General features: G+C 63.6%; 19 protein-coding genes and 1 tRNA gene. 9 read left to right on the top strand and 11 right to left on the bottom strand.

All coding sequences use genetic code 11. The annotated features are described in order from the left end of the window. Nucleotides 1-16 precede the first annotated feature (16 nt). Both cmrA and lysA read left to right on the top strand, forming a co-directional pair. On the top strand, nt 17-814 hold the full coding sequence (gene cmrA, locus NM1_RS18775) for a mycolate reductase (protein WP_068021294.1): 798 nt from the start codon (nt 17-19) through the stop codon (nt 812-814). 210 nt (nt 815-1,024) lie between these two features. Next, nucleotides 1,025-2,368, top strand: a complete 1,344-nt coding sequence (gene lysA, locus NM1_RS18770) for a diaminopimelate decarboxylase (protein ID WP_068021292.1) — start codon at nt 1,025-1,027, stop codon at nt 2,366-2,368. Nucleotides 2,369-2,718: 350 nt separating this feature from the next. Here lysA and NM1_RS18765 read toward each other — a convergent pair whose 3' ends face one another. After that, the gene (locus tag NM1_RS18765) at nt 2,719-4,626 is read right to left on the bottom strand and encodes a helicase HerA-like domain-containing protein (RefSeq protein WP_174556889.1); all 1,908 of its coding nucleotides are present in this window, start codon (nt 4,624-4,626) and stop codon (nt 2,719-2,721) included. A gap of 294 nt (nt 4,627-4,920) precedes the next feature. On the opposite strand from NM1_RS18765, the gene orn reads away from it, so the two are divergent. Both orn and NM1_RS18755 read left to right on the top strand, forming a co-directional pair. Beyond that, nucleotides 4,921-5,544, top strand: a complete 624-nt coding sequence (gene orn / locus NM1_RS18760; protein ID WP_373864054.1) for an oligoribonuclease — start codon at nt 4,921-4,923, stop codon at nt 5,542-5,544. A 58-nt stretch (nt 5,545-5,602) separates the two neighbouring features. Beyond that, nucleotides 5,603-5,675, top strand: a tRNA-His gene (locus NM1_RS18755). 91 nt (nt 5,676-5,766) lie between these two features. On the opposite strand, the gene NM1_RS18750 is transcribed toward NM1_RS18755, so the two are convergent. From NM1_RS18750 to NM1_RS18725, 6 genes are all read right to left on the bottom strand, one after another. Then, nucleotides 5,767-7,062, bottom strand: coding sequence for a site-specific integrase (locus tag NM1_RS18750; RefSeq protein WP_147288893.1), 1,296 nt, complete (start codon nt 7,060-7,062; stop codon nt 5,767-5,769). Between the two features lie 278 nt (nt 7,063-7,340). Further along, entirely contained in the window at nt 7,341-9,044 is a 1,704-nt protein-coding gene (locus NM1_RS18740) for a replication initiator (RefSeq protein WP_068021282.1), read from the bottom strand. Between the two features lie 261 nt (nt 9,045-9,305). Next, entirely contained in the window at nt 9,306-10,748 is a 1,443-nt protein-coding gene (locus NM1_RS18735) for an FtsK/SpoIIIE domain-containing protein (RefSeq protein WP_068021487.1), read from the bottom strand. Between the two features lie 129 nt (nt 10,749-10,877). Then, on the bottom strand, nt 10,878-11,351 hold the full coding sequence (locus NM1_RS18730) for a hypothetical protein (RefSeq protein ID WP_068021280.1): 474 nt from the start codon (nt 11,349-11,351) through the stop codon (nt 10,878-10,880). A gap of 1,544 nt (nt 11,352-12,895) precedes the next feature. Further along, complete coding sequence (locus NM1_RS41255) at nt 12,896-13,096, bottom strand: DUF397 domain-containing protein (RefSeq protein ID WP_084519766.1); 201 nt, start codon at nt 13,094-13,096, stop codon at nt 12,896-12,898. After that, the gene (locus NM1_RS18725; protein ID WP_169814286.1) at nt 13,093-13,896 is read right to left on the bottom strand and encodes a helix-turn-helix domain-containing protein; all 804 of its coding nucleotides are present in this window, start codon (nt 13,894-13,896) and stop codon (nt 13,093-13,095) included. Before NM1_RS18725 ends, NM1_RS41255 begins: the two co-directional genes overlap by 4 nt. A gap of 438 nt (nt 13,897-14,334) precedes the next feature. Between NM1_RS18725 and NM1_RS18720 the strand changes: the two genes are divergently transcribed. From NM1_RS18720 to NM1_RS18710, 3 genes are all read left to right on the top strand, one after another. Then, nucleotides 14,335-14,694 carry a hypothetical protein gene (locus NM1_RS18720; protein ID WP_147288894.1) on the top strand — a complete coding sequence of 120 codons (360 nt, stop codon included), beginning with the start codon at nt 14,335-14,337 and terminating at the stop codon, nt 14,692-14,694. A gap of 587 nt (nt 14,695-15,281) precedes the next feature. Next, a complete protein-coding gene (locus NM1_RS41250) occupies nt 15,282-15,746 on the top strand; it encodes a DUF3558 domain-containing protein (RefSeq protein WP_246010832.1) in 465 nt (154 codons plus the stop codon). 29 nt (nt 15,747-15,775) lie between these two features. Beyond that, a complete protein-coding gene (locus tag NM1_RS18710) occupies nt 15,776-16,135 on the top strand; it encodes a hypothetical protein (protein ID WP_068021272.1) in 360 nt (119 codons plus the stop codon). Between the two features lie 18 nt (nt 16,136-16,153). On the opposite strand, the gene NM1_RS42355 is transcribed toward NM1_RS18710, so the two are convergent. Then, on the bottom strand, nt 16,154-17,374 hold the full coding sequence (locus tag NM1_RS42355; protein ID WP_147288895.1) for a hypothetical protein: 1,221 nt from the start codon (nt 17,372-17,374) through the stop codon (nt 16,154-16,156). A gap of 551 nt (nt 17,375-17,925) precedes the next feature. On the opposite strand from NM1_RS42355, the gene NM1_RS41245 reads away from it, so the two are divergent. Further along, a complete protein-coding gene (locus NM1_RS41245; RefSeq protein WP_169814285.1) occupies nt 17,926-19,221 on the top strand; it encodes a pentapeptide repeat-containing protein in 1,296 nt (431 codons plus the stop codon). Nucleotides 19,222-19,744: 523 nt separating this feature from the next. Here the strand turns inward: NM1_RS41245 and NM1_RS18700 are convergent. The 3 genes from NM1_RS18700 to NM1_RS18690 form a co-directional block, all read right to left on the bottom strand. Beyond that, nucleotides 19,745-20,038 (bottom strand): hypothetical protein, encoded by a 294-nt coding sequence (locus NM1_RS18700; protein ID WP_147288896.1) that lies wholly within the window; start codon nt 20,036-20,038, stop codon nt 19,745-19,747. Nucleotides 20,039-20,259: 221 nt separating this feature from the next. Further along, the gene (locus NM1_RS18695) at nt 20,260-20,841 is read right to left on the bottom strand and encodes a GNAT family N-acetyltransferase (RefSeq protein WP_068021264.1); all 582 of its coding nucleotides are present in this window, start codon (nt 20,839-20,841) and stop codon (nt 20,260-20,262) included. 171 nt (nt 20,842-21,012) lie between these two features. Then, on the bottom strand, nt 21,013-22,350 hold the full coding sequence (locus tag NM1_RS18690) for an NsdA family TPR-like regulatory protein (RefSeq protein WP_068021262.1): 1,338 nt from the start codon (nt 22,348-22,350) through the stop codon (nt 21,013-21,015). A 455-nt stretch (nt 22,351-22,805) separates the two neighbouring features. Between NM1_RS18690 and NM1_RS18685 the strand changes: the two genes are divergently transcribed. Further along, nucleotides 22,806-23,117, top strand: coding sequence for a hypothetical protein (locus NM1_RS18685; protein WP_068021260.1), 312 nt, complete (start codon nt 22,806-22,808; stop codon nt 23,115-23,117). Nucleotides 23,118-23,149 lie beyond the last annotated feature (32 nt).

Here is a 23,149-nt window from a genome sequence, read left to right as displayed (position 1 = left end):
CGGTAGGCTCGCCCGCGTGAGCCTGCCTGCACCCACCTCCGAAAACCGTGCCGTCGTCACCGGAGCCTCGTCCGGGATCGGATCCGCGCTGGCCGAGGAGCTCGCCCGGCGTGGGTACTCGGTGATCCTGGTCGCCCGCCGCGGTGATCTGCTGACCGAACTCGGGCAGCGGCTGACCGACAGATACGGGGTCACCGCCGAGGTGCGCGCGGTGGACCTGTCCGACCGCGAGCAGCGCGCGCCGCTCGCGCAGGAGCTGTCGTCCCGCGATATCGCGATCCTGTGCAACAACGCCGGCGTCGCCACCTTCGGCCCGGTCTCGGACCTCGACCTCGACTTCGAGCGGTCGGTCATGGAGCTCAATGCCGTTGCCGTGCACGACCTTACGCTCGCCGTGCTGCCCGGCATGATCGCCCGCGGGGGCGGCGGCATCCTCGTCACCGGCTCGGCGGCGGGCAATATGCCGATCCCGAACAACGCCACCTACGCGGCCAGCAAGGCCTTCACCAACAGCTTCTCCGAATCCCTGCGCGGCGAACTCACCGGCACCGGAATCAACGTCACCCTGCTCGCGCCGGGCCCGGTCCGCACCGACAATCCCGATCAGGACGAGGTCGGCGGCAAGATCCCGGACTTCATCTGGGTCTCGGCCGCCTACACCGCCAAGATCTCCATCGATGCGCTGGAGCGCAACAAGATGCGCGTGGTTCCGGGCCTGATCAGCAAGGGTATGAGCGTCGCCGGACAGTACGCGCCGCGCGCGCTGACAGCGCCGATCGTCGGCTCGTTCTACAAGAAGCTCGGCGGTAGCTGACCGGCGCGGCAACGAGGATTCCGGCGACGTCTCGGCAGGCCCGCACGTGCCTCCAGGTGCCGCTGATCACAGCGGTGTCAGCAGCACGTCAAGATAGCCACGACCGCTGTCAAGGCCGTGTATCCGAGCGGTTGAGCGCCCCCGAACCGGCGTAGTCCTGTCGGTGGCCCCGCAGCACAGGCGAAAGCGGGGAACACAGCAGGAGAGACCGTGACGCTGCTCGAGATATTCCCCTCGTTGCGATCGGGAATGCCGTCCCCGCGTGTGGACACGACCGTCTGGCCGTGCGAAACCCACTACGACGACCTCGGACGCATCACCGTCGGCGGAGTCGCCCTGGCCGACCTCGCCGATCAGTACGGCACCCCCACCTACGTCCTGGACGAGACCGAGGTGCGCCGCCGCTGCCAGGCCTACCGCAAGCACTTCCCCGACGCCGAGATCATCTACGCCGCGAAGGCGCTGCTGACCAAGTCGGTGGCCGGCTGGGTCGCCGAGGAGGGCCTGTCGGTGGACGTGTGCTCGGCCGGTGAGCTGGCGATCGCGCTCGCCGCGGGTGTCACCCCGGAGCGGATCGTGCTGCACGGCAGCGGTAAGCCGTTCGCCGAACTCGAGACCGCCGTCGCCGCCGGGGTCGGGCGGATCGTGATCGATTCGCTGACCGAGATCACGCTGCTGTCGGCGCTGGTGCAGCGTCCGCAGCGGGTGCTGCTGCGGCTGTCGCCCGGCATCGACGTGCACGGGCATCCGGCCGTGAAAACCGGTGTGGCAGACCAGAAGTTCGGCTTCCCGCTGGGCAGTGCGCAGGCGGCCGAGGCGGTCGAGCGAATCCTGCGACAGCCCGGACTCGAGCTGGTGGGCTTCCACTGCCACCTGGGCTCGCAGATCCACGACCCGGATTACTACGGCGAGGCGGTGCGCCGGATGGTGGCCGCGATGGCGCACGTGCGCGACGAGCACGACGTCCTGCTCACCGAGCTCGATCTCGGCGGCGGGCACGCGGTGGCCTACCGCTCCGGCGACGCCGAGATGAATCTATACGTGCTCGCCGACATCCTCGACGACGCCCTCGACGCCGCGTGCGCGCGCCACGGATTCCCCCGCCCACATCTCGCGCTGGAGCCGGGCCGCGCCATCGTCGCCCGGGCCGGGGTGACGCTGTACCGGGTGATGACGGTCAAGCACATCGAGGGCGGGCGCACGTTCGTCATCGTCGACGGCGGCATGAACGACAATCCGCGGGTCGCGCTGTACGGCGCCCGCTACGACGCCGTCGTCGCCAACCGCCACCCCACCGGCCCGCACATGACCGCCACCGTGGCGGGCCGCTACTGCGAGGCGGGCGACATCCTGGCCACCGACGTCCGCGTGCCCGCCGACCTGCGCCCCGGCGAAATCCTCGCCATCCCCTGCACCGGCGCCTACCACCACAGCCTCGCCTCCTCCTACAACGGCGTAGGCCGCCCACCCCTGGTCTCCGTCGACAAGGGCCGCTGCCGCGAACTGATCCGCCGCGAAACCCCGGCAGACCTCCTCACCCGAGACCTCGGCTGAGTTCCGACAGCGCCCCACGGCCTCCGGTTACTCTCCCGGAGGCCGTGTCCCGCACACCAACTACAGTCTCCGGGTACTTCCCCGGAGCTCGCATCCCGGCACACCAACTACGGTCCCCGGGTACTTCCCCGGAACTCGCATCCCGGCACACCAACTACGGTCCCCGGGTACTTCCCCGGAACTCGCATCCCGGCACACCAACTACGGTCCCCGGGTACTTCCCCGGAACTCGCGCCCCAGCACACCACCTTCGGGCGCACCATATTTCCCGCACCCCCTGCATGCTCACGCACCACCTACATGGCCGCGCAGGGGGTGCGGGAACATGCAAATGGTGCGGGAAGTCGACCTCAGCGGCGACGGGTGCCGAAGATGCTGCGGCTGATTTCGCGGCCCGCGGCGGTGGCGGCGGAGCGGAGGAAGCTCTTGACGGCGGGGTTCTTCATGATGCGGTCGGCGGCGGAGTCCTCGGCGGGGGCCGGTTTCGAGCGGCGTTCCGGCTCCGGTTCCGGTTCCGCCGCAGCGACTTTCGCGGCCATCAGCTCGTACGCGGACTCGCGGTCGATGGTTTCGCCGTACTTGGCGTGCAGCGGGCTGGACTGCGCCGCCGAGCGGATGGCGTCCTCGCCGATGGTGTCCATCAGCGAGCGCGGCGGGCGCAGGCGGGCCCACGCGACCGGCGTCGGGGCGCCCTTCTCCGACAGCACGGTCACCACGGCCTCGCCGATGCCCAGCGAGGTCAGCGCCTTTTCCAGGTCGTACGCGCCGGTCTTGGGGTAGGTGCGCACCGTCTTGGTCAGCGCCTTCTGGTCGTCGGGGGTGAAGGCGCGCAGCGCATGCTGAATGCGCGCACCCAGCTGCGACAGCACCTGATTCGGGATGTCGGTGGGCAACTGGGTGCAGAAGAACACGCCGACGCCCTTGGAGCGGATCAGCTTCACCGTCTGCTCCACCTGGTCCAGGAACGCCTTCGACGCGTCGTTGAACAGCAGATGCGCCTCGTCGAAGATGAACACCAGCTTCGGCTTGTCCATATCGCCGATCTCGGGCAGCGTCTGGAACAGATCCGCCAGCACCCACATCAGGAAGGTCGAGAACAGCACCGGCCGCGACGCCTGCGCGCCCAGCTCGAACAGCGTGATCACGCCCTGCCCGCCGGCGGTGCGCAGCAGATCCGACGGATCCAGCTCCGGCTCGCCGAAGAACGTGTCGCCGCCCTCGCTCTCCAGATTCACCAGCGCCCGCAGGATCACCCCCGCCGTGGCCGCCGAGACACCACCGATGCCCTTCAGATCCTCCTTGCCCTCCGGGCTGGTCAGATGCTGGATGACCGCGCGCAGATCCTTCAGGTCCAGCAGCGCCAGCCCCTGCTTGTCGGCCCAGTGGAAGATCAATCCCAGTGTGGATTCCTGGGTTTCGTTGAGCCCCAGCACCTTCGACAACAACACCGGGCCGAACGCGGTGATGGTGGCGCGGATCGGCACCCCGATCCCCTCGGTGCCCAGCGAGACGAACTCGGTGGGGAAACCGGCCGGGGCCCAGTCGGTGTCGCCGGTTTCCCGGGCCCGCGCGGTGAGCTTGTCGTTGGACTGCCCCGGCTGCGACAGCCCCGACAGGTCGCCCTTCACGTCGGCCAGCACGACGGGAACCCCGGCGGCGGACAGCTGTTCGGCGATGCCCTGCAGGGTCTTTGTCTTGCCCGTACCGGTGGCACCCGCGACGAGCCCGTGGCGATTCATCGTCCGCAGCGGAATCCGTACCCGCGCAGTCGGATCCACCGCATCGTCGATCACCACGGTGCCCAGCTCCAGCGCCGCGCCCTCGAAGGCGTACCCGGCGGCGATCTCCTGGGCGACCGGGTTCGCACCGTCGGAGCCGGGCTCTGCCGCAGATTTCTTCGTACCGGAGTCCGAGTCTGCCCCCGCTGCAGAGGTTTTCGCTCCGGAGTTCGACTCGGCCGCAGCGGCATTCTCATCGGAATCCGAACCTGCCTGCGCCGCAGAAGCTTTCACACCAGGGCCCGTGTCTGCCTCGGCCGCGGCCTTGCTCGCCTCCGCCTGGGTAGCCTCGGCCTCGGCCTGCGCCTTCTCCGCGGCGGCCTTCTTGTTCTCGGCCTTGGCCGTCTGCGCCTTGGTCGCCTCGGCCTCGGCGGCCTCGCGCTCGGCGGCCTCCGCCGCCGCGGCCGCTTCCGCCGCGACGCGGGCGGCCTCCTCCGCTGCCTTCCGCGCCGCCTCCGCCTTCTCCTGAGGAGTACTCATCGCCGACCCTCCGTCTGCCCTGCCAACTTCCCGCCAACATTGCCGACCGCCTGAGCGAAGCACGGATCTGCGAAAACCTTATCCCCAACCATCCGGTTAAGGGCGGCAACCGCCCGCAGCAACTCTGTGGTGACATGACAAACCCTTCCCGCACCCCGTGCCAATTCCCGCACCCTCTACAACGCATGCAGTGGGTGCGGGAACCGGCGCGGGGTGCGTGAGGGCGGCAGTGCTGCCGGTTCGCCGAACGACCGGCGGCCGCGTTGTAGTGTCGTCCGAGTGTCGGACAAATACATGGTGTGGATGGATTGCGAGATGACCGGCCTGCGGCTGGACAGCGACAAGCTGATCGAGGTGGCCGCGCTGGTGACCGACAGCGATCTCAATATCCTCGGCGAGGGCGTGGACATCGTCATCCACGCCGACGATGCCGCGCTGGCCGCGATGCCGCCGGTGGTGCAGGAGATGCACGCCCGCTCCGGCCTGACCGACGAGGTGCGCCGCTCCACCGTCACCATGGCCGAGGCCGAGCGTCAGGTCCTCGACTACATCAAGGAGTACGTGCCGTCCCCGCGCACGGTCCCGCTGGCCGGTAACTCCATCGCCACCGACCGCGGCTTCATCGCCCGCGACATGCCCGAACTCGACGCCCACCTGCACTACCGCATGGTCGACGTGAGCTCGATCAAGGAACTGTGCCGCCGCTGGTACCCGCGCATCTACTTCGGCCAGCCGGAGAAGGGCCTCACCCACCGCGCGCTGGCCGACATCCAGGAGTCGATCCGCGAGCTCGAGTACTACCGTCGCACCGCGTTCGTCACCGCACCCGGCCCGTCCACGGCGGAGATCGCCGCAGTCGCCGCCTCCCTCACCGACGGCGAGACCAGCGCAAAAGCCTCCCAGCAGGGAGCCGATTAGGTCACGCGCCGCGGTACGAGTTACGATCTAGCCCGGCCGGTTCACGAAACCGGTCATGGTGGGCGTAGTTCAGTTGGTAGAGCACCAGGTTGTGATCCTGGCTGTCGCGGGTTCGAGTCCCGTCGTCCACCCTGAAGGGGCAGGTCACGGATATATTCCTGACCTGCCCTTCGCCTTGATTCGACGTTTTCCAACTCTATTCCAAGTATTCGCGCCAACCGATCACGAGGCGTAGGCGTTCAGCACGTCACGGTTGTCCGGCACCTCCGGCGCCCGTTCGACGTAGTGCTGAGCAGTCACCCGGGACCCGTTCGCATGGTTCAGCTGCCGTCCGGCAGCGTCAACGCCCTTGGCCTCTGCGGTCGCCGTCGCCACCGTCTTCCGGTAAGTGCGGAGTGTGATGTCGGCGAACTCAGCGCCCCGCGCCGAGCGCCATACCCGGTTGAAGTTGTTCGGGTTCTTCACACGCCCGTTGCGCGAGGTGAAGATCAAACCCCGGGTAGGCCGCCCAGCAGCCTCCCACCGGCGGCGCAGCACCTTCACTGCGTACCATGGGAGCAGCACCGTGTATGCCTTGTCGTCGCCCACCTTCAGCCACGACTGCCGCACCCAGCCTTTCCCCTTGAGCGGCACCACGGTGCCGGAAATCGTCAGCCTCACCTCCGGACCGTCGTCGTAGTCCTCTTCCAACTGCCACAGAGCAGTATCGAAGTCCAGGCCGTCGACTTCCTCCCACAGGAACGCGAACACCTCATGCGGACGGACACCACCAGATCCAGCCGCCATGTCCATCACGTCCAGCAACTCTTGCGCGTTGCGTTTCGGGCCGAACGTGTAGGCGGGAGTTCCGGGAATCGCTTCGCCGCGTCCCCACTGCTGTACCTGCGTCCGGAGTGCCTGCAACCGCTCCCACGCTGCCGCTCTCGGGTTGGACCGCTTGCGGCGCATCGCGCGCTTGCTTACGCCGTTCACCGGATTGTCGCCCTTGATCGCCCCGTGCCGTTTGCACAGGTCCAGGGTTTCTCCGACGATCGTCTTGTGCCAGCGGGCTTTTCGCTTCTGCCCGAGGGTGGTGATCGAAGTGAAGTAGGTATCCAGCACCGGGGTATCCAACTCGCGTATCCGGTAGTGCCCAAGGCTCGGTCGGATCTTGATGGCGTCCGGGTCAGCGCGCTTGTCATCGGATTTCTCAATCTGGCGTCTATACCCGTCTATGGTCTGCTGGGCCATCGTCTCGTCTCGCTCCAACTCCTCGAGATACTTGTCCAGAGCGACACCGAAGCGTGTATCCCGCGTAAGGCGACCCTCTTTCGCTACCTTGCTGGGCATCTGGCGGTCGTCCAGCTTTCCTCGTAGCTTCGCGCGTGCTTTCGGTTCAGTGGTGTCCCAGGAATCCACCGGGCGACACACACCGTCGATGTCCCGGTACGTTGTCCACGCACGGGCCTTCTTCTTGGCTGGGTAGTACTTGCTGGTGATCTTGCCGTACTGGCCGATCTCTAGTCCGACCTGGGGCATTGGCGGCTCCTTCTGATCATGGCGGGGCAAGTTGCGCGGCTTCCCACTCGAAGTAGTCCTTCGCCGGATAGCGGACGCGCCCACCTTCGACATGGACGAAGCGCGGCCCTTTCGGTGGCTCCATAGCCGCCCAGTTCCTCAGCGTCTTCTCCGACAGCTTCAGTCGCCGAGCAATCTCCGCTCGCGTGAAGACCTGATCTGTGTCGTCGGTGGGTACTACGAATCTCCTTGGAACGGTGCACGATTGGCAAGCGCAAGAATGTTTGCCACCAGATAGCTCAGCGCTGCTGTGCATCATCCGTGCTCCCGATTGCCGAAGCATTCGCAGCCCCATCACCACTCGGAGGTTCAGCGGCCCGCACAGCCCGGTCGTATTCCTCCTGCCACGCGATGCGTTCGGCGATTGCCGACATCAGCAGATGCGCCCGAGACGGCACCCGCGTGCCCGCCGCCAGCGTCGACCACGTGTAGCGACGCGGGTCGGGCTCAGGTTTGTCGATCCCACCGGCAGCCAGTACTCGGCGCACGAATTCCATCCGGTCGGCCTTGTGATCCCCGAGCGTCTTGCCCGTCCACTTCTCTGAGGTCAGCACCCGGTTACCCGGCAGGCCGAGGGTTTCGCGGCGATGGGCACGCGCCTTGCACCTTCCCGGCTGCATCCGCGACCCAGCGCTCTTTGGGACGATGCCGTACAGCAGCCACACCGCGCACCGGTCCGAACACGGTGTTCGGCACAGGGTTTCGTGCAATCGGCCGTAGTGGTCCTGCTGCCGGGCGGTGGTGGCCTCCAGCACCTCATCCACCGACTTCGTGAGGTACTTGCACAGGTACCCGATGTGGCGGTTGGCTTCCTCGCTACCGCCCAGGATGCCTTTCGCGTGGACCTGTTCGCCGAATTGCGCGACGTGCGCGGGTTCGTCACCATCGAACGTGGCTTCCATCGCATCAGCCCACGATTGCAACGGCTCGCGCGTGTTCGGATCCACGAACGTCTTGGCCTCGCGGTCCCACAGCGGCACCTGGTCCCCGTCGTAGATCATGCGTTCGGGGCGAGGCCACCACACCTGGTGGTAGGTCGCCGCGGTGACTTGCCGAAGAATCCGGTTGGGAACCGTCCCGCGGAGCGCGATGTGCGCGTGTGGTGCACCGCGTTTCTGCGGTTCGATGCTGGCGAAGTACTGCACATTCCAGCCGACCGCGCGCCGCAGATTCTGAATCCACCGCGACAGCAACCGCGAGAACCAGACCGCATCCCACGCCGCCTGCCGGTAGTCGTAGCCGTCAGGGTCGACCGGCGTGCCGTCGTCACGATGCACGCGCCCGTAGCTGGGCATGGTCAACGTGATCATCATCGACGGCCGGTACTTCCCCGCATACTCGCGCCCCACCGTCCGCGCCGCCACCGGCAGACGAGGCAGCTCCGGCACATCCTCCCGCCGACGCGTCGACCGCCGCCGCGACCCGTCTTCCTTTCCGTCGTCGTCGCAGCTGTCGACGTTCCCGCCGTCGTCGACAGGGTCGGCGCCGGCTGTGGTCGCTGACTCGATGACCGGGGATTTCCCGCGCATGCCGAGCGCGGTGAGTTGTTCGTCGGCCCAGGCGATTTCCTCCCGCAGCTCGGTCTGTTCGGCGGTGTTGCCGTCGCGTTCGGCGTCGGCGAGTGCCTTGACGAGGTCGGAGCGGTAGTACATGAGCCCGGTCTGATCGAACGTCGGCTCAGCCCTTGGTATCTCCGGTTCGTGGTCCAGGTGCCAGCCCTCCCGGCACTGCGCGGTGCGCAAGGCTTTGTGCTTCTTCGCGCACGGCGGGCACACCGACTCACGAGTGTGGCCGCACGGCACCGGCACCAATTCCCTTGCGCCCGTGACGGTGTCGCGTCGTTCCAGCACGACCGGCCGGATACACACCCCGAACCGCAGCGCGGTAGCGACGGCGACATGATCGAACGACGGGCCTCTGCCCGCCGCGCCTGACTCTGACATATCGGAAATCTCCTGTCCGACAGTGGATCAGGGCTCACGACAGGAGCGGACGACACGAGAAGAGGGACGGACGCGGCAACCGGCCATGAACCCGAAGGCCGCCGGACGAGAATCAGAATTGGTGTGGCACCGCCGACTTCGGTACCTCGGGCGCTACACGCGCAGGGGCCGCAGAATTGTGAGTGTCAGATATTAGCTACGCGGCGCTATCCACAGTACGCCCCGTCCCACTCGACGGGGCGTCTGTGCAGTTCGACGGCGTTACTGAGTGCCGTCCTCACCGTGCAGGCGGGCAGTGTCACCGCGACGAGGCCCGCGCGGCTTGTACGTCTCCACCAGCCAGCGGATATCGTCGTCTGTCACGTTGTAGGCACGCACCCGCGTAATCTCCACGGACTCTTCGTGTTCCACGTACGCGACACCCGGCATGGTTTCCGGGATCTCGTCACACAACGCGCCTCGCTCCCGGCCGCCCTCACCGAACAGCATCTTCGGATGGGTCGGCTCTCTCATCCGCAATCCGACCCGGTAGGAGTAGAGCTGACGGATCTCGAGGACGTCTTTCGATGGATCTTGCAGGCAGCCGACCGCCGACACCGCAAGGGCCCGCATCTGGGTCAGCAGCTCACCCAGCAGTCGGTTGATCTCGTCTTTGACCTTGCGGTCGCTGTAGTAGGAGGTCAACGTGGCGGCCTCGTCGATGATCAGCACGACGAGGGGTTCGTCCACGCTCGGAGTGATCTTGCGTTCCCACCGGCCGCGATACTTCCCGCCGCGCATCTGCATCAGCGCTACCGCGTCCCGCAGCATCGCCACCGCCTCAGGCCCCTTGTCGTAGACGAACCGCGCGAACAACTCCTCAGCAGCGCCCATCTCCATGCCGCCCTTGGGATCAATCGGCCACAGCTCGACCATCCTGGACCGGATCAACGGCCCCAAAGCGGCGATCAGCGACCACACCACCGAGCCCTTGCCCGAGCCGGTTTTCCCGGCCACCAGCAACTGATTGCCGAGCAGCCGCACCGTCCACGGCTCGCCCAGTTCGTTGAGCCCGATCGTGAGCGCTTCCACGTCCACATTCACCGGTTCTCTGCGTGGTAGAGGTATCGGTTCGGTCAGCACGTCGCGGTGAATCACTTGCAGCCGAACGAATTGCGACTCCGCCGACCGCACCCGCACACCGACCGCCCGCAGCGCATGCCGCAGCGCATCGGACTGCCGCGCCCAGTCCTGCACCGTCTGCCCCTCCAACAACCGCACCGTCAACTCGTCGGCCACATCCCCGATAACCACCTTCTCCAACCGAGGAGTGAGCACACCACGGTCGAGGACCGCAGTCAGCCCGTGGTTCGCCGTGAGGGTCTTCCAGCGCCGCCGGTACCGGTAGTACGACCAATACTGCTGCCGGATACGGCCCGACACCCACCGCTCCCACGAGCCGGGCGCGTACTGCCACCACAGCAGCCACCCGACCAGCGACGCCAGCCCCACCGCCACACCGACCGGCCAGCCCAGCCACCAGCCCAACGCCACCGCGGCCACCACCGGCAGCGACAGCATCGGATACAACAACGCCCACCACGTCCACAGCAGCAGCGCATACACCGCCATCCCCGCCCCCAGAAACAACGCCATCGCGAACTCGCCCAACGCATCCGGGCGTTGCTGCCTGTTCCTGTCGTTCGAGTACTCAGAACGCGCCATGATCAGTAAGAAACCTTCCATCAGGTCAATCGAAAATTGTTACCCCGCAGCCGATTACGTCGGTTCGGGAAGTGAAGTGGGGCGGGCTCGATCAGGCTCAGCCGAGCCCGCCCCGTGAACTCTCGCGAGTCAGCTCGCGGTCTTGCCCGAGGCGGACCCACCCGCCGAGCCGGAACCGCCGGACCGACCGCCCGTCGACGGCAGCTCGGAGAACCCGGTCGCACGGACCACGTACTGGATGAACTTGTATTCACCCTGCCCGCCGATGCGCGGCTGCACCGTCACGCCCTCCAGTGCGATCGGGCGCATACCCCGCCCGAACTCCTGCGTCCCCGGCACCGGATCGGTGTCCGAGAGCAGATACACGTCGTAGGACGCCCGCCGCGAGTTCGGTTCACCCGCATCGGTCACCGGCAACCGCCAGATCGGCAGACCGGTTTGGTCGTCTCGTCGCTGCGGTCCCGGACGATTCGGGTCGCCGCTGTACTCGGTATCCGGCACTACCGGTTTGATCTGGTACAGACCCCATTGGAAGAAGTCGGCGAACTCCACCTTGATCCGGTAATTCCTGCGGCTGTCGTCGTTGTTCTTGTTCTCAGCCATCACGGCCTTGTCTCCTTGCGTGATCGATGTCTTGTTGCGCACGGCGACCTCACGGCCGACCCGGTCACTCGCCTGCCTGCACTCCCGGTGGACTCTTCAAAGGCGACTGACCTGCACAAACAGGAGGACCACGCTCCCAGCGACACCCCCACGACCACGCACGGCGGCCCCGTCGCCGACGTGCCGACGACCCGACGACAACCCGGTTCATCGCGTACTGATACGTACCGATCCGGTTTGCAGGCAGCCCGGCATGAACTAACCTGGACATGGCAGAACCCCTGTTCTGCTTGGGGAAACCGACTCCGCTATGGGGTCCAATCCATGTGCGCGGAGCCGATTTCTTAGCTGGCCGCCCCCTCGTTCCCGCGAGGGGGCGGCTCCCAAAACGATCTTGGTCACCGGCTACGGGTGATCACCATCCGACCAATCGGAACCTCCTCTCCAAAGTCGTTGTGCCCCATTGTTCAGGCCCGTTACCAGGCCTGTCCAGCGCCGATGTGTTCTGACGGGAAACCGGGGGCAAACTCGCCCCAAAAAGCCCGTCAGAACACTCATCTGACCGTCGAAACGTCACACCCCGGAACGTTTCTCACGCTCGAACCTCAACGCACACAGCCATTCCCGGCCGATCCCGCCGGGCCACTGCTGCCCGCAGCTGGCGTCCGCCGCCACGCATGTCGCATCACCTCCTTCCGACATCGATTGTCCAGCAACCACTACCGGCACTGTCAACATCAACGGACCACACTTCTTGTGCGGCCTACCTGCACCAACAGCGCTCGACGTAGACACCTTTCCCCAGCGGCAGGCAGGCGTACGGCACTTAACCGGATACGCTGTGCAGCAAAGATTCTGGCGTGCACAGGACGAGACTCGTTGCCTACCAGCGTAATTCAGAGGTCTGCGCGCGAGGACCCACCAAGGCCGCGCACTGAAGCACGCCGGGGCGTTCGACGAGGGTGCTTGAAGAAAGTCCACGGGGTCACTCCATCAATGGTTGATACATCACATGCCGTAACCCCGGTACAACCCATGATCCCCACGCACCCCAGTGATCTTCAACAATCTCATGTGATGCTGTTTGCATCACATGAACGCAATGCGCCCCCACCAGCACAAACGCTGATGCTCGTGTCCGAATTGTTATGAAAGTCGGCAAAAGCCATGCCGGGCAGCAACCAATACAGCTCTGAGCTGAACGGGTGCCGCCCTGGCAGGTATGTCACGAATCGGCGAACGGGTGTCGGCTACCAAAGACTTCTTCGCGGCAGCCGTCGATTAACTAAAGCGGCGCTACGCCACACCGATTGCCTCAACCGGACAGACAGGCGGTCTTCTCCGAGTGCACAAGCGAACCCGAGCCGGGCCGACATCTCATGCTCGCAAAGCCAAGCCCCGCACCCACGCCGAGCTCATGACTGACCGAGCGAACCACCTCTCCCCGAAATCCGTTCGGAGAGAGGCCTTTCGTCTACCTACTACTCGTCGTGGCTACCGGCCGTACCCAACGCCCCCAGCCTGCCCATCGTCCCCCGAAGGACTCAAGCCAAATCGTCGAACTCGCCAGCCTTCACGCCTTTGATCCAGGCTGCCATCTCCGCTCGGGTAAACCCGATGGTTCCGGCATCGCGCCTGTTCGAGTTGCGGACCAGGATCTCACCGCTGGGAGCTGCCGCAACTTCCACACACGTCCCGTTGTCCGTGTAGCTGGACACGCGCCATTCCAGGCCGTCAGCGCTCATTTCCTACCTCTCCATTCCTCTGCTAGTTCATCTATGAACTTTCGCGACTTGTCAACTGACAGAGATATTTTCGTTGCATGCTCGAACGCAGAGCTGAAATATCCAACTTCTTCAGCATCGGTGATGAACTGCCCGCCGCCGTACTGCTCCAGGTGGACACGCGGAGTCGACCCCCAGGGGTGCGACAGGATGCTGAATGCACCTAGACGCCGCGCTTCATGCTGCCCGGCGTCGAAGGTCACTACCCGGACGGTGACGTTCGGTAGTTCTGAGAGTTCGATCAGAGTTTCCAGCTGCTCGACCATCGTCGCTGGGTCGCCGACCTTGAGCCTCAGGGCCCACTCCGGCTGAATCACCAAAAGCCTCAGGTCTTGATTTCGAACACGCTTCTGGCGGTAGATCCGCTGTTCGACCGCACTCTGAACGTAGGTATCCGAGGCCCCCGAGATGCCGACACGACTCACCAAAGCTGCTGTGTACGAACGGGTTTGGAGCAGCCCGTGTACGGCCCGAGGCTCATAGCTCTCGATAGAGTCCGCAGACTGCTCGCCCGCCAGGTAGGTGTTCACCCAATCCGGCATCTCTCCAACTCCCTGCGGGATGCTGCTGAGCATCGCGTTCAGCTCTTGAAGGCTGACTCCTAATGCTTCAGCGTACGCGGGCCGCTGGTTCGGCTGCGGCGTGCTCTCACCGCGCTCCCACTTCCCAATCGTGGTGCGATCCACTTGGGCCGACTCGGCTACTTCCTCTTGGTTCTTGCCGGTGGCTTTGCGAGCTTGAATCAATCGCTCCCGTCGCATGGACGCATCATAGTTGCATCTTGACGTCTGTGGAGTGGGACACATTCCCAGCGCAACATAGGTGCTGGCTCCCCGGTCTGTTCAGACCCCCGTCGCAGGCCGGGGACGCCGACGAACCCGTCAACTGGTGGGAGTGACACCATGAGCCAGCAGCAAGGAAGCCTCACCACGGCCCAAGCTCGAGCGTTGCGGGCTCTCGCTCGCGGAGGAGCACTTAGTCGGCCGCAGATCAAGGCCGCAGCGAGGCTCACCAAATGGGAAGCCCGCCGAGTCGTGGCAAACCTCCACGGTCGTGGGCTCATCGCGCACGGCGGTCACCGCGACCGCTTCCAAATCACACGTCTAGGCCGGAACACCCTGGCCGCCAAGCCGTTCACCTACGGAAACCTCCACCAACGGGCCACGACAACCGGGACTCTGAGATAAGGAGGTTGAAACATGTTGCACCGCACACGAATTAACAATTTAATCACCGGTTGGCGCGTGCGTGGCCACGATGCACAGATCGTGTTCCTTCGCGACTTGCACGACCGCCGCACACCTGGCTACCGGATGCGCGCCGACGGCAGCCATGTTCCGATGCCCGCTGACACCGAGACGGGCTACGTGACCTTCGACGAGCGCATGCCGCCGGACCTAGCGCAGGCCCGCGAATGGTTCCCCGAACATCACGCCCTCTGGAACGAGGTGAAGGCCGACTACTGGCGAATCGTCAACCCTTCCAACGGATATCGCACTGAGGACCTGCCGCTGCCGCCCCACGCTCCAGCCCGGCTGAAGGGTGATTTCTACTCATGAGCCTGCACCACGCCTCTCGGTGGCACGTTGAGCACGTCACTCAGTGGGCGATCGTGACTCTCGGCCAGGGATGTAGTCGTCATGACGGGCCGTGTCCGATGGGATGGTGGGGTCCCTATTCGCGTACCGAGGCCGAAGAGGCGATCCGATTCGTCGGCCCGGACCACGACGCACACCTGGTACCGGTCATGGCCGACCGCAACCGGCATCGTTCCACCACTCCTGTCGTTCTGCCCCGGAGAGCCGGGACGTAGCAACGCCTGTTGGCACGAAAGCTGTTGCAAACCAACTACTTTCAAACCTCGGCCGACCGAGGACCGCGCACCGACTACCCACACGCGCAGAAGCGGCCGGAAAGCCTCCTGGCTGAACCCGTTTCCAGACCACCCAAACGCAGTACCACTCACCCACGTGAAGGAAACCAATGCGAATCAGTCATCGCCCGCACCATCGTGTGCACGCGACCACCACGTTTGTTACATTCACCCCATCCACGTCGGCTGGTCGAAAGGGTGGGGATGCGCCGAATCAAGCTGGTACTGGTCGCTGCGGCGGCAGGGGCGGCACTCGTAGCCACGGGTGGATGCATGGATAACCAGCCAGCAGACAAGACCACGACCAGCGCTCCGGCACCTGCCTTGTTCAACCCGTGCACAAGCATCCCAGACGACGCCTTGCGTGCCGCGGGTGTCGATCCTGCCACCAAAGACAGCGGCATAGCGGGCGTGCATCAGTCGGGCTTCGAGATCTGCGGATGGAGGGGCCAGCAGTACTCGATCACCGTGTACTCCTCCGCGCGCACCGTCGCGGACTACGAGAGCCGATCCGACTACGGCGACTTCCGTGACGTAACGATCGCCGGGCGCGCTGGTCGACAGTTCCGAGACAAGAGTGGCGGTGCCAGTCATCTCGCGTGCGATGTCGTCTTCCCTGCTGCGCAAGGGAGTATCCAGATCGAGCTGCTCAACAAGGCAAGCGCCGACAACCCTCCCGAACCCTGCGCAGCGTTGAACCAAGCTGCCGGAGCTTTGGTACCACATTTGCCGAAGTAACACCGCTACCTGTAGGAGGGGCCGGGGCGATGAGCGCGGAAGACGCAGCGAAGTGGAAGGGCCTCGCCGAGCAAGCGCGAGCAGGGGATCTCTACCTCGATGACGAGGCGGTGGCCCGTGAGTGCCTCAAGGCCTGCACAGATCGCATCGCCGACCTCGATGAGATGCTCATACAGGTACGCCGTACCAAAGTGGTGTCTGGCTTTGGGGACTTCGTGATGGCAGGCGATCTCACCAAGAAGTTCGCCGAGCAGGGCGCGGACATCGAAACTTCGCTACTCGAGCACATCGAGACAGTAAAGAACATGCAGGAAGTCATGCGCCTGTCCATCTCGAAGCTTGTCGGCCAGGATGTAGACAACGCAGGCAACATCAAAGCGACGCCGTAGCCTGCCAACCTCGAAGCATCAGGCTGAAAAATGGATTCGAGAACCGGTGCTATTGACGTTGCGTAATCCCAGTTTCACCTCAAGTCGAACCACATCCTCGTCGAGCTGAAGTGGCCCATAGAGCGGAGAGGCAAGCAACGCTTCGTCGTCGGGGCCCATTGCACCGATTCGTCGAATCTGATCGAGTCGGTTAAGATCACTCTTCTCACAGACTCCGGTCATTGCCATAACCATTGGTTCATTCTCCCGCGTAATAGCTCCGTTTTGAAGCTCAACGACCCGTCCGCCTCCAGGAGCAAATAGTAAATCGTTCTCATTGAACGGGGTTTCATCATCCGATAGCACAATCCGGTGCTTGGATAACGCTCCACCCGCCAGAATCTCCCAGCCACCCTGCATAAGACCGCTCGACATGTGGCCAATATTCGTCCGTTTTTCAAGCAGGTTCAGAACATACGTGGACAACAGCTCTAATGAACGCTGAATCGAATTGCGACTACTGAGGTCCTGCGGGATTATATATCCCCGGCTTGCCTTCGCATGCATGAGGCCAGATCTCTCGGGTCTGTACATGTTGTCATAGATCCAGTCAATTGGATCAGGCGTTCCCGACGGAGCCAGAAATGAGACAGGCTCTATCTGGTTGGCCTGTCTTAGTGCATCTTTGAACCAAGCTACCTCTCCCCCTCGCGTATGTGCGTGAATATCATCGAGTACAGATTCAAGTGCCAGGAACATGTATCGATACGCATCATGCAAATAATCGGAAGTACGCGACATACGAACAAACCGAAACGCATCGCGCTGTAGCGGAGTGGGCGGTGCAGTTCGCACCAAGTCCCCATTAGCATCGTGGACCGTTACGGTAGCCGTTGAGTGCGACGTAACCGTATGAATGAGGTTCGCATGCATTACCACGCCGGCAGGTCCGGGCCACCAAATCAGGAAGTCATCAACGGCATCAATTATTGTTACGTCCGCCAATCCTCTGAAGGACATATAATCTAACGCATTATTTGCCGCTTCAAATGCCTCTACTAACGTGCTCGACAAGTCCACACCGCTACCGTCTCCGTGCACAACAACTGCGGGTACCCCACGCCTCACGTGTGCCGACCAGCCTTGAAGCTGAATAGTTACGTCCTGAACAGGCGAGCGTCGAAGCACGAAGACGGCACCATACTTGTCGGTGTCCGTTTCGTCCTGCAACGGCATCTCCGCGTATCGACCCACCTTCATTCCCAGATAGTAACTCGCATCGCTACCGTGAGTGCCGGATTCGGTCGCCCCACTCCTAGAGCCCTGCGTGCGGGTGCCAACCCGGGTTGCGCCGCGGATTATACGGGTTGACCGATCAGTCTCACGTAACCTGTTGTGCTGCAGCCTTGATGACTCATGTAGCTGCAGAAAGATTTGGATTCCGGATAGAGAAAAAGAAAAAGGGAAGGGAAAACGGAATCCCAGAAGGAGGAACTTGCCGAATTTTCCTCTACAGAATCAAGAGCGGCGCGCTACGCGCGCCGCCCGGTGCGCCCGCCCTCCCGCTCCGCTCCCGGGCGGGCACCCGGCGCCAGACCAGGGTGGGAGCGGGACCCACACCGCCTCGGCCCAGGACTGCTGCCGCGCCACCCTCAACGGGTGGCTTGCCATGTTTCCTGTCCGCCAGATATCGCAAAAAACCCTCCAGCAGAAGTTCTCTCGGCGAAAATCGAGCAATGCAGGGAACCATACGTCGCATCGGCACACGAGGACGCAAGATACCGACGTCTATCTCACGATGGTCTAACCGTATGGCGCTGTCGACGGCCGTAGGACTTGCAGTTCTTGGGGGTGTAGCACTAGCTGCGGCCGCCGAGATAGTCCTAATCCTCGTCTTCCATCCGAGCCGGGCAGGGGGAAGCCCGATCGACGTCACAAAGCTCGCGTTAACAGTGGTAGGTGGGGTCGGTGGCGTAGTCGCCCTGGTGATCGCGTACCGCCGACAGCGTGATCTTGAGCAGGGGCGATTTGTCGAACGGTTTAGCGCCGCAGCCGCACAACTCGGTGCTCCCGATGTCGCCGTACGTATAGCTGGCGTGTACGCGATGGTAGGCGTCGCCGACGAATCCGTCAGCCTACGCCGCCAACAGTGTATCGATGTGCTTTGCGGCTATCTCCGCCTTCCCTACACACCTGAAGTGGGTGCCAATCACCAAACCAAATACGTCCAGACGCGCAAGAACGCGGACGGCGTCGAGGAGAATGAGAGCACCTTCGAATACCGGCAGAACGACAAAGAAGTCCGCCAAACAATCGTTCGAGTCATCGCCGACCACCTCCATCCTGATTCTCAGTACAGTTGGTCCTCCAGTAACTTCGACTTCCGCACTGTCAATTTCGAAGAGGCGCGCTTCAGCAAGGCTATCTTCTCAGGTGATAGCCACTTCGAAGGCGCGACTTTTGTTGGCGAAGCATGGTTCGATCACGCTTCATTCTCTCACGATGCAACCTTTATGGGAGCAACTTTCTTAGGTAACGCCCATTTCGACGATGTCACTTTCCACGAAAGCGCCTGGTTTACCGATGCGAATTTCTGCGGTAATCACACCCAGTTCGGAGGCGCGACATTCGGCTACCTAGCCTGGTTTGACCACACGACCTTTTGCGACAGCCTTGCACTCAGAGAAGCCACGTTTTCCAATATGGCCTGGTTCGAGGGCGCGGAGTTCAGTAATTCTTGGCTCAACGACACGACGTTCTTTGGTGACGCCGTTTTCCGAGGCGCAACCTTCTCAGGCAGGACCTCATTTGAAAAGACCACATTCTCCCACAGCGCTGTGTTCGACGAAGCAGCCTTTTCTGGCACCACACTGTTCGCCAGTTCCATATTCCAGGGCGACACCAGCTTCGGGGGTGTGACATTCTCCGGTGCCACTTTGTTCAAACATGCCAATTTCGGAGAAAGTTGCGTCTCCTTCGTTGCTCCTCAACAGTGGGGGCCACCAGCACCAGTATTTGACTGGGATACGGACATCTCCCTCAAACCTCCTAATATCAAGCCATCTCAGTGGCCACCTCGCGCGGAGACGTCACGACTAACCTCCTAGCAGCGATCACGACGCACAGCAGCGCAGCAACAAGCATCTGTCGATATCCAAGCAATGCCCCGACGACCCCAGTGGGGGGGTGTGTCCTTTACGAATAGCAGTCGCGTCCACCCTGCCGGGTCCCGACCACCAATCGACCGGAGGTTGCTACATGGTGTCTGAGAATCGAACTTCCCCGGCGTGTCCTGAACTCGACACGCCGGAGAGTCGCACCAAGATCATGCAGGCAGGGAATCGAGCTTTCCAACCGATGACCAAACTTTCGGCGGGACCGCCCGGGACGCAAAATGACGTCCCCGGCCCCCAAATGAGCTACATAGGCCCACGTCACAGCGATATCGCGGATACTCCAGGACAAGCAAGGACACCCGACTGTTCGGTCGACCCATGCCTGGCTGTCGCGGGTTCGAGTCCCGTCGTCCACCCTGAAGGGGCAGGTCAGGGAAGCATTCCTGACCTGCCCTCTGTCTTGTTTCGAGCTTTTCGATCACCTGAACCCCGGCCGAAGAGCCGGTTGTGTGCCTCAGGGCAGGACCTGGGGGACCACGTTCGGGTTCGTGGCGCCGACCACGGCGCCGATCAAGGCACCGAGGGCAGAACCGGCGGAACTGGTCACCGAACCCGTCGCCAGGCCGACGGCCGAACCGATGGCGGAGCCGACCGAGGCACCGGCGGAGGCGCCGTTCAACACAGGATCGGGGATCAGAGCATCGGGATTGGTGGTGACGTCCTCGCTCTGCAGCGGGATACCGGCCACGGGTTCGGCCTGCCCGGATTCGGCAGAGGCAACCCCGGCGAACACAGCCGCCGCAACCATCGGCAACCCCACAACCACCACCAAGCGCCGCGACCTGACCAAGGAATCTCGAAGCATTCTTCCCCCTACCTTTTCCAAGGGGTGCAACCACACCCGCATCACCCGAGAGGCAGCAGGCCATCAGCCGCTGACACCCAACAGTACTGCGACACAAGCAAACTCGTGGCCACTTCGGCAGAAACCTTAGCGCAGAGGAATTTCGACACCCTCCGCGGACCGACCTATCCGGCAACCAACGATCGGATCAGCACGTCGAACTGTGGCGCATCGGGCCAGTGTGGACGCATAGTACCGACACGACGCCAGCCCCAGTTCCGGTAGCGCCGGTATGCGCGGTCGTTGTCCGGCTCGACCAGCAGAGTTGCACGAACCTCCGTACGGTTGCCCAGCAGTTCGTCATGTAGCGCACGAGCCACCCCGCGTCCCGCGTACTCAGCGCAGACCATGATCTCGCTCAGGGCGAAGGTGCGGGCACCGTTCTCGGCCGTGAACGCCGTCCGATCGGTAGCCGAGTCGTCCAAGACCAATGCTTCCCACCAACGCGTACTCGGCCGCAGCGGCCATCCCCACGTCTGCCCTGCCGACGCATCATCGATCTGCGCCAACACCAATTCGAACCCCGGACTGCCGGTGTAGGCGTCGAACCGGTTCATGAACTGAGTCGGCGAATCGAAGGGATCGCCGGAGGCAATGGCCTCAACATAAGACCTGCGGTAAATATCCTCGACCACTCCGCGATTCTCTTGTGCCCGTTCGGAATTACAGTGCACGAACTTCAGACCGCCAGGCAGGTCGATAGTCATGAAGTCATGGCTCCCTGCGAGAGCGCATCGAACCGATTCCGGAACTCGTCGCCGGCGGCGGACCCATATCCACGCCGTACGGGCTCAACGGACATATGGTTGGTCCTCACGACAGCCTCGTGCTCACATACGCGCGGCCCGGTCGCAACTCCCCTCCTGCCGACCCCGATGCTATGCGGCCAGTAGCACGCGGGCGCGCTCATTGAAGTCCACGACCAGTGGATGTGGACCGAACGACATCATCTTGCGCTGGACGTCGCGGACCGCCTCCACCGACCGTGAAGACTTGACCTTCCGGGACAGATCGACAGTTCGCACCGCCGCGACGTACGCCGCCTCGAGATCTCGGGTCTGAATGTGAGTGACCGCAAGAGCGGCGTGGGACAGCGCGCCACGACGGGCGCGATTCTGGTTGCGCGCGTAGGCAATCGATCGGCGCGCGTGTGGCTCCGCATCCTCCGGCAGTCCAAGGTCACGGAATGCATTAGCCCATTCCCCACAGATGTATGCCGGGTCGATGAAGCGTGCCCATTCCGGTTCCGCGGCCGGATCGATCTGGTCGAAAGCGCGTTCTGCTTCGTTGATCGCGTGCGCGGTGTCGCCCTTGTCACCCATCATCGCAAGTGCACGGGCTTCGAGGGTCCACAGATCCGCAAGGCACGCAGGTGAATTCGCCTTGGCGAGCCCCTGACGACCAGCCTGCGCGAGCCGCTGACCTTCCCGGGGGTGACCGAGTAACGAGGCTTGGTCCGCCATTCCAGCGAGAACGTGAGCGCCGAGCGCGACGTCCTTCGACTCCTCGGACAATCGCAACGCCTGGATGAGGTACCGCTGCGCCGCACCGTGCTCGCCGTTGTCGAACGCCATCCACCCCAGCAGGTACGTCTGCTCGGCAGCAGCGCCGGACAGCGCTCGCCGAACTTCCTTGGTATACGTCTGCCGCAGCAGCGGGTGCACGTGTTCGTTCATGTACGCCGCCAGGACAAGCCGACCGCTGCCGCCGCCCTGGAAGATATCCATCTCCTGGAAGTGGGTGAACATATTCTTCACGGCGGTAACGTCTTCGAGCCTGACCCGCTGCCCACCGTCTGGCAGCTGATCCAGGGTGTTCAGCAGCCAGTCACGAGACGGTCCTATCGCCGCCGCCGCGGCAAACGGCGCGGCGGTGAGGAACTTCCTGCGGTCCACGTCGGCTCTCCCGAGATCTGCTACTGCTTCGATGGTTGCTCTCAACGATGGGTTGTACACCAGCGCCCGGTCAACCGCCGACGCATCGCCGAACCCGAGGTCGTACGTGGTCACTCGGTACCCGAACCTTGCGGAGAACAGGTCGGCCAGGATCTCCGGGACAGGTGAACGCGGGCATCCGCCTTCGGCCACCCAGCGGCGTATCGTCGAAGCGTTCGGCCGCACGTGCGGCTCTCCCCATTCGACGGCCGTGACCTGGATGCGGCGGGCAAGTTCGCCGTTGCTCCACCCCGAACGCTCCAGCCAGTTCGAAAGCTGCATATTCCGAGCATTCACCGCGCACCCGCTCAGGTCTCGTCGACGGCCGATTCAACACCTTTCAACACCCTCGACGAACTTACTCCGACGTGACCTCCGTCACCAGACTTCCAGGTGTGCCCGGAGGCGTTGCCGCTGACCTCTCTCCGCTGGATCTCGCGTCACCCTTTCGATATCCGGGCGCTCCCAACTGGATCTGCACGGAAGGCGTCCGAAATGTGCGACGGCAATACGCCATGGATTCTGTTGTCTCAGTGCGGTATTGGCCTTCTATCTGCCGATACCGGCCAGCTTGTCAGCGTCGCCTGCCCATCCTGGCTGTGCGATGGCCTCATTCCGTTGGTGGACGGCAAGATTGCCTCGCACAGAGTTCAAGACGGCGAACGGTGCCCGTGGTCGGGTACGCGTGTACACAACGACCGCTCGATGCGTGCCGCGATGGGCGCGACGGTCCAGCCATGAGGGCACATCCGACGGCGTTCGCTTGGGTCGACGCGGACGTCAGCCCGTGGGGCGAGTGGGAGAACGCCAGGATTCGCCAGCTCGCGCGGCGGCTCGGCTATGTGCTGTACTGGCCGAGGCCGTCCGCGATTCCGCTGGTCGACCAGGTGCGCGCCGCCGATGTCGACGCCGTGATCACGCCGTCGCCGAGCCATCTGGACGTGATTCAGTTACATGCGCTGATGTGCATCGTCGATGTCGAGACCGCCACTCCACGAATGAGTTTCGCTCGATGGATGACCTTCCCCTGCCAGGTGGGGCAACCATGAACACCGCGGTGGGCTGGTTGGTGTTCGCGGCA

It is taken from the genome of Nocardia mexicana NBRC 108244 (assembly GCF_001613165.1).
Lineage (GTDB): Bacteria > Actinomycetota > Actinomycetes > Mycobacteriales > Mycobacteriaceae > Nocardia > Nocardia mexicana.
This window is presented reverse-complemented; position numbering and strand designations above follow the sequence as displayed.

Bases quoted from the DNA above. Each gene is read 5' to 3' on its own strand.
- NM1_RS18725 (WP_169814286.1), bottom strand. From the start codon at position 13,896: ATGCGACGGGAGCGATTGATTCAAGCTCGCAAAGCCACCGGCAAGAAC.
- NM1_RS18695 (WP_068021264.1), bottom strand. From the start codon at position 20,841: ATGACTATCGACCTGCCTGGCGGTCTGAAGTTCGTGCACTGTAATTCC.
- NM1_RS41250 (WP_246010832.1), top strand. From the start codon at position 15,282: ATGGATAACCAGCCAGCAGACAAGACCACGACCAGCGCTCCGGCACCT.
- NM1_RS41245 (WP_169814285.1), top strand. From the start codon at position 17,926: ATGGCGCTGTCGACGGCCGTAGGACTTGCAGTTCTTGGGGGTGTAGCA.
- NM1_RS18685 (WP_068021260.1), top strand. From the start codon at position 22,806: ATGAGGGCACATCCGACGGCGTTCGCTTGGGTCGACGCGGACGTCAGC.
- NM1_RS18720 (WP_147288894.1), top strand. From the start codon at position 14,335: ATGTTGCACCGCACACGAATTAACAATTTAATCACCGGTTGGCGCGTG.
- NM1_RS18740 (WP_068021282.1), bottom strand. From the start codon at position 9,044: ATGTCAGAGTCAGGCGCGGCGGGCAGAGGCCCGTCGTTCGATCATGTC.
- NM1_RS18710 (WP_068021272.1), top strand. From the start codon at position 15,776: ATGAGCGCGGAAGACGCAGCGAAGTGGAAGGGCCTCGCCGAGCAAGCG.
- NM1_RS41255 (WP_084519766.1), bottom strand. From the start codon at position 13,096: ATGAGCGCTGACGGCCTGGAATGGCGCGTGTCCAGCTACACGGACAAC.
- NM1_RS18730 (WP_068021280.1), bottom strand. From the start codon at position 11,351: ATGGCTGAGAACAAGAACAACGACGACAGCCGCAGGAATTACCGGATC.
- NM1_RS42355 (WP_147288895.1), bottom strand. From the start codon at position 17,374: ATGAAGGTGGGTCGATACGCGGAGATGCCGTTGCAGGACGAAACGGAC.
- orn (WP_373864054.1), top strand. From the start codon at position 4,921: ATGGTGTGGATGGATTGCGAGATGACCGGCCTGCGGCTGGACAGCGAC.
- NM1_RS18750 (WP_147288893.1), bottom strand. From the start codon at position 7,062: ATGCCCCAGGTCGGACTAGAGATCGGCCAGTACGGCAAGATCACCAGC.
- NM1_RS18735 (WP_068021487.1), bottom strand. From the start codon at position 10,748: ATGGCGCGTTCTGAGTACTCGAACGACAGGAACAGGCAGCAACGCCCG.
- NM1_RS18690 (WP_068021262.1), bottom strand. From the start codon at position 22,350: ATGCAGCTTTCGAACTGGCTGGAGCGTTCGGGGTGGAGCAACGGCGAA.
- NM1_RS18765 (WP_174556889.1), bottom strand. From the start codon at position 4,626: ATGAGTACTCCTCAGGAGAAGGCGGAGGCGGCGCGGAAGGCAGCGGAG.
- NM1_RS18700 (WP_147288896.1), bottom strand. From the start codon at position 20,038: ATGGTTGCGGCGGCTGTGTTCGCCGGGGTTGCCTCTGCCGAATCCGGG.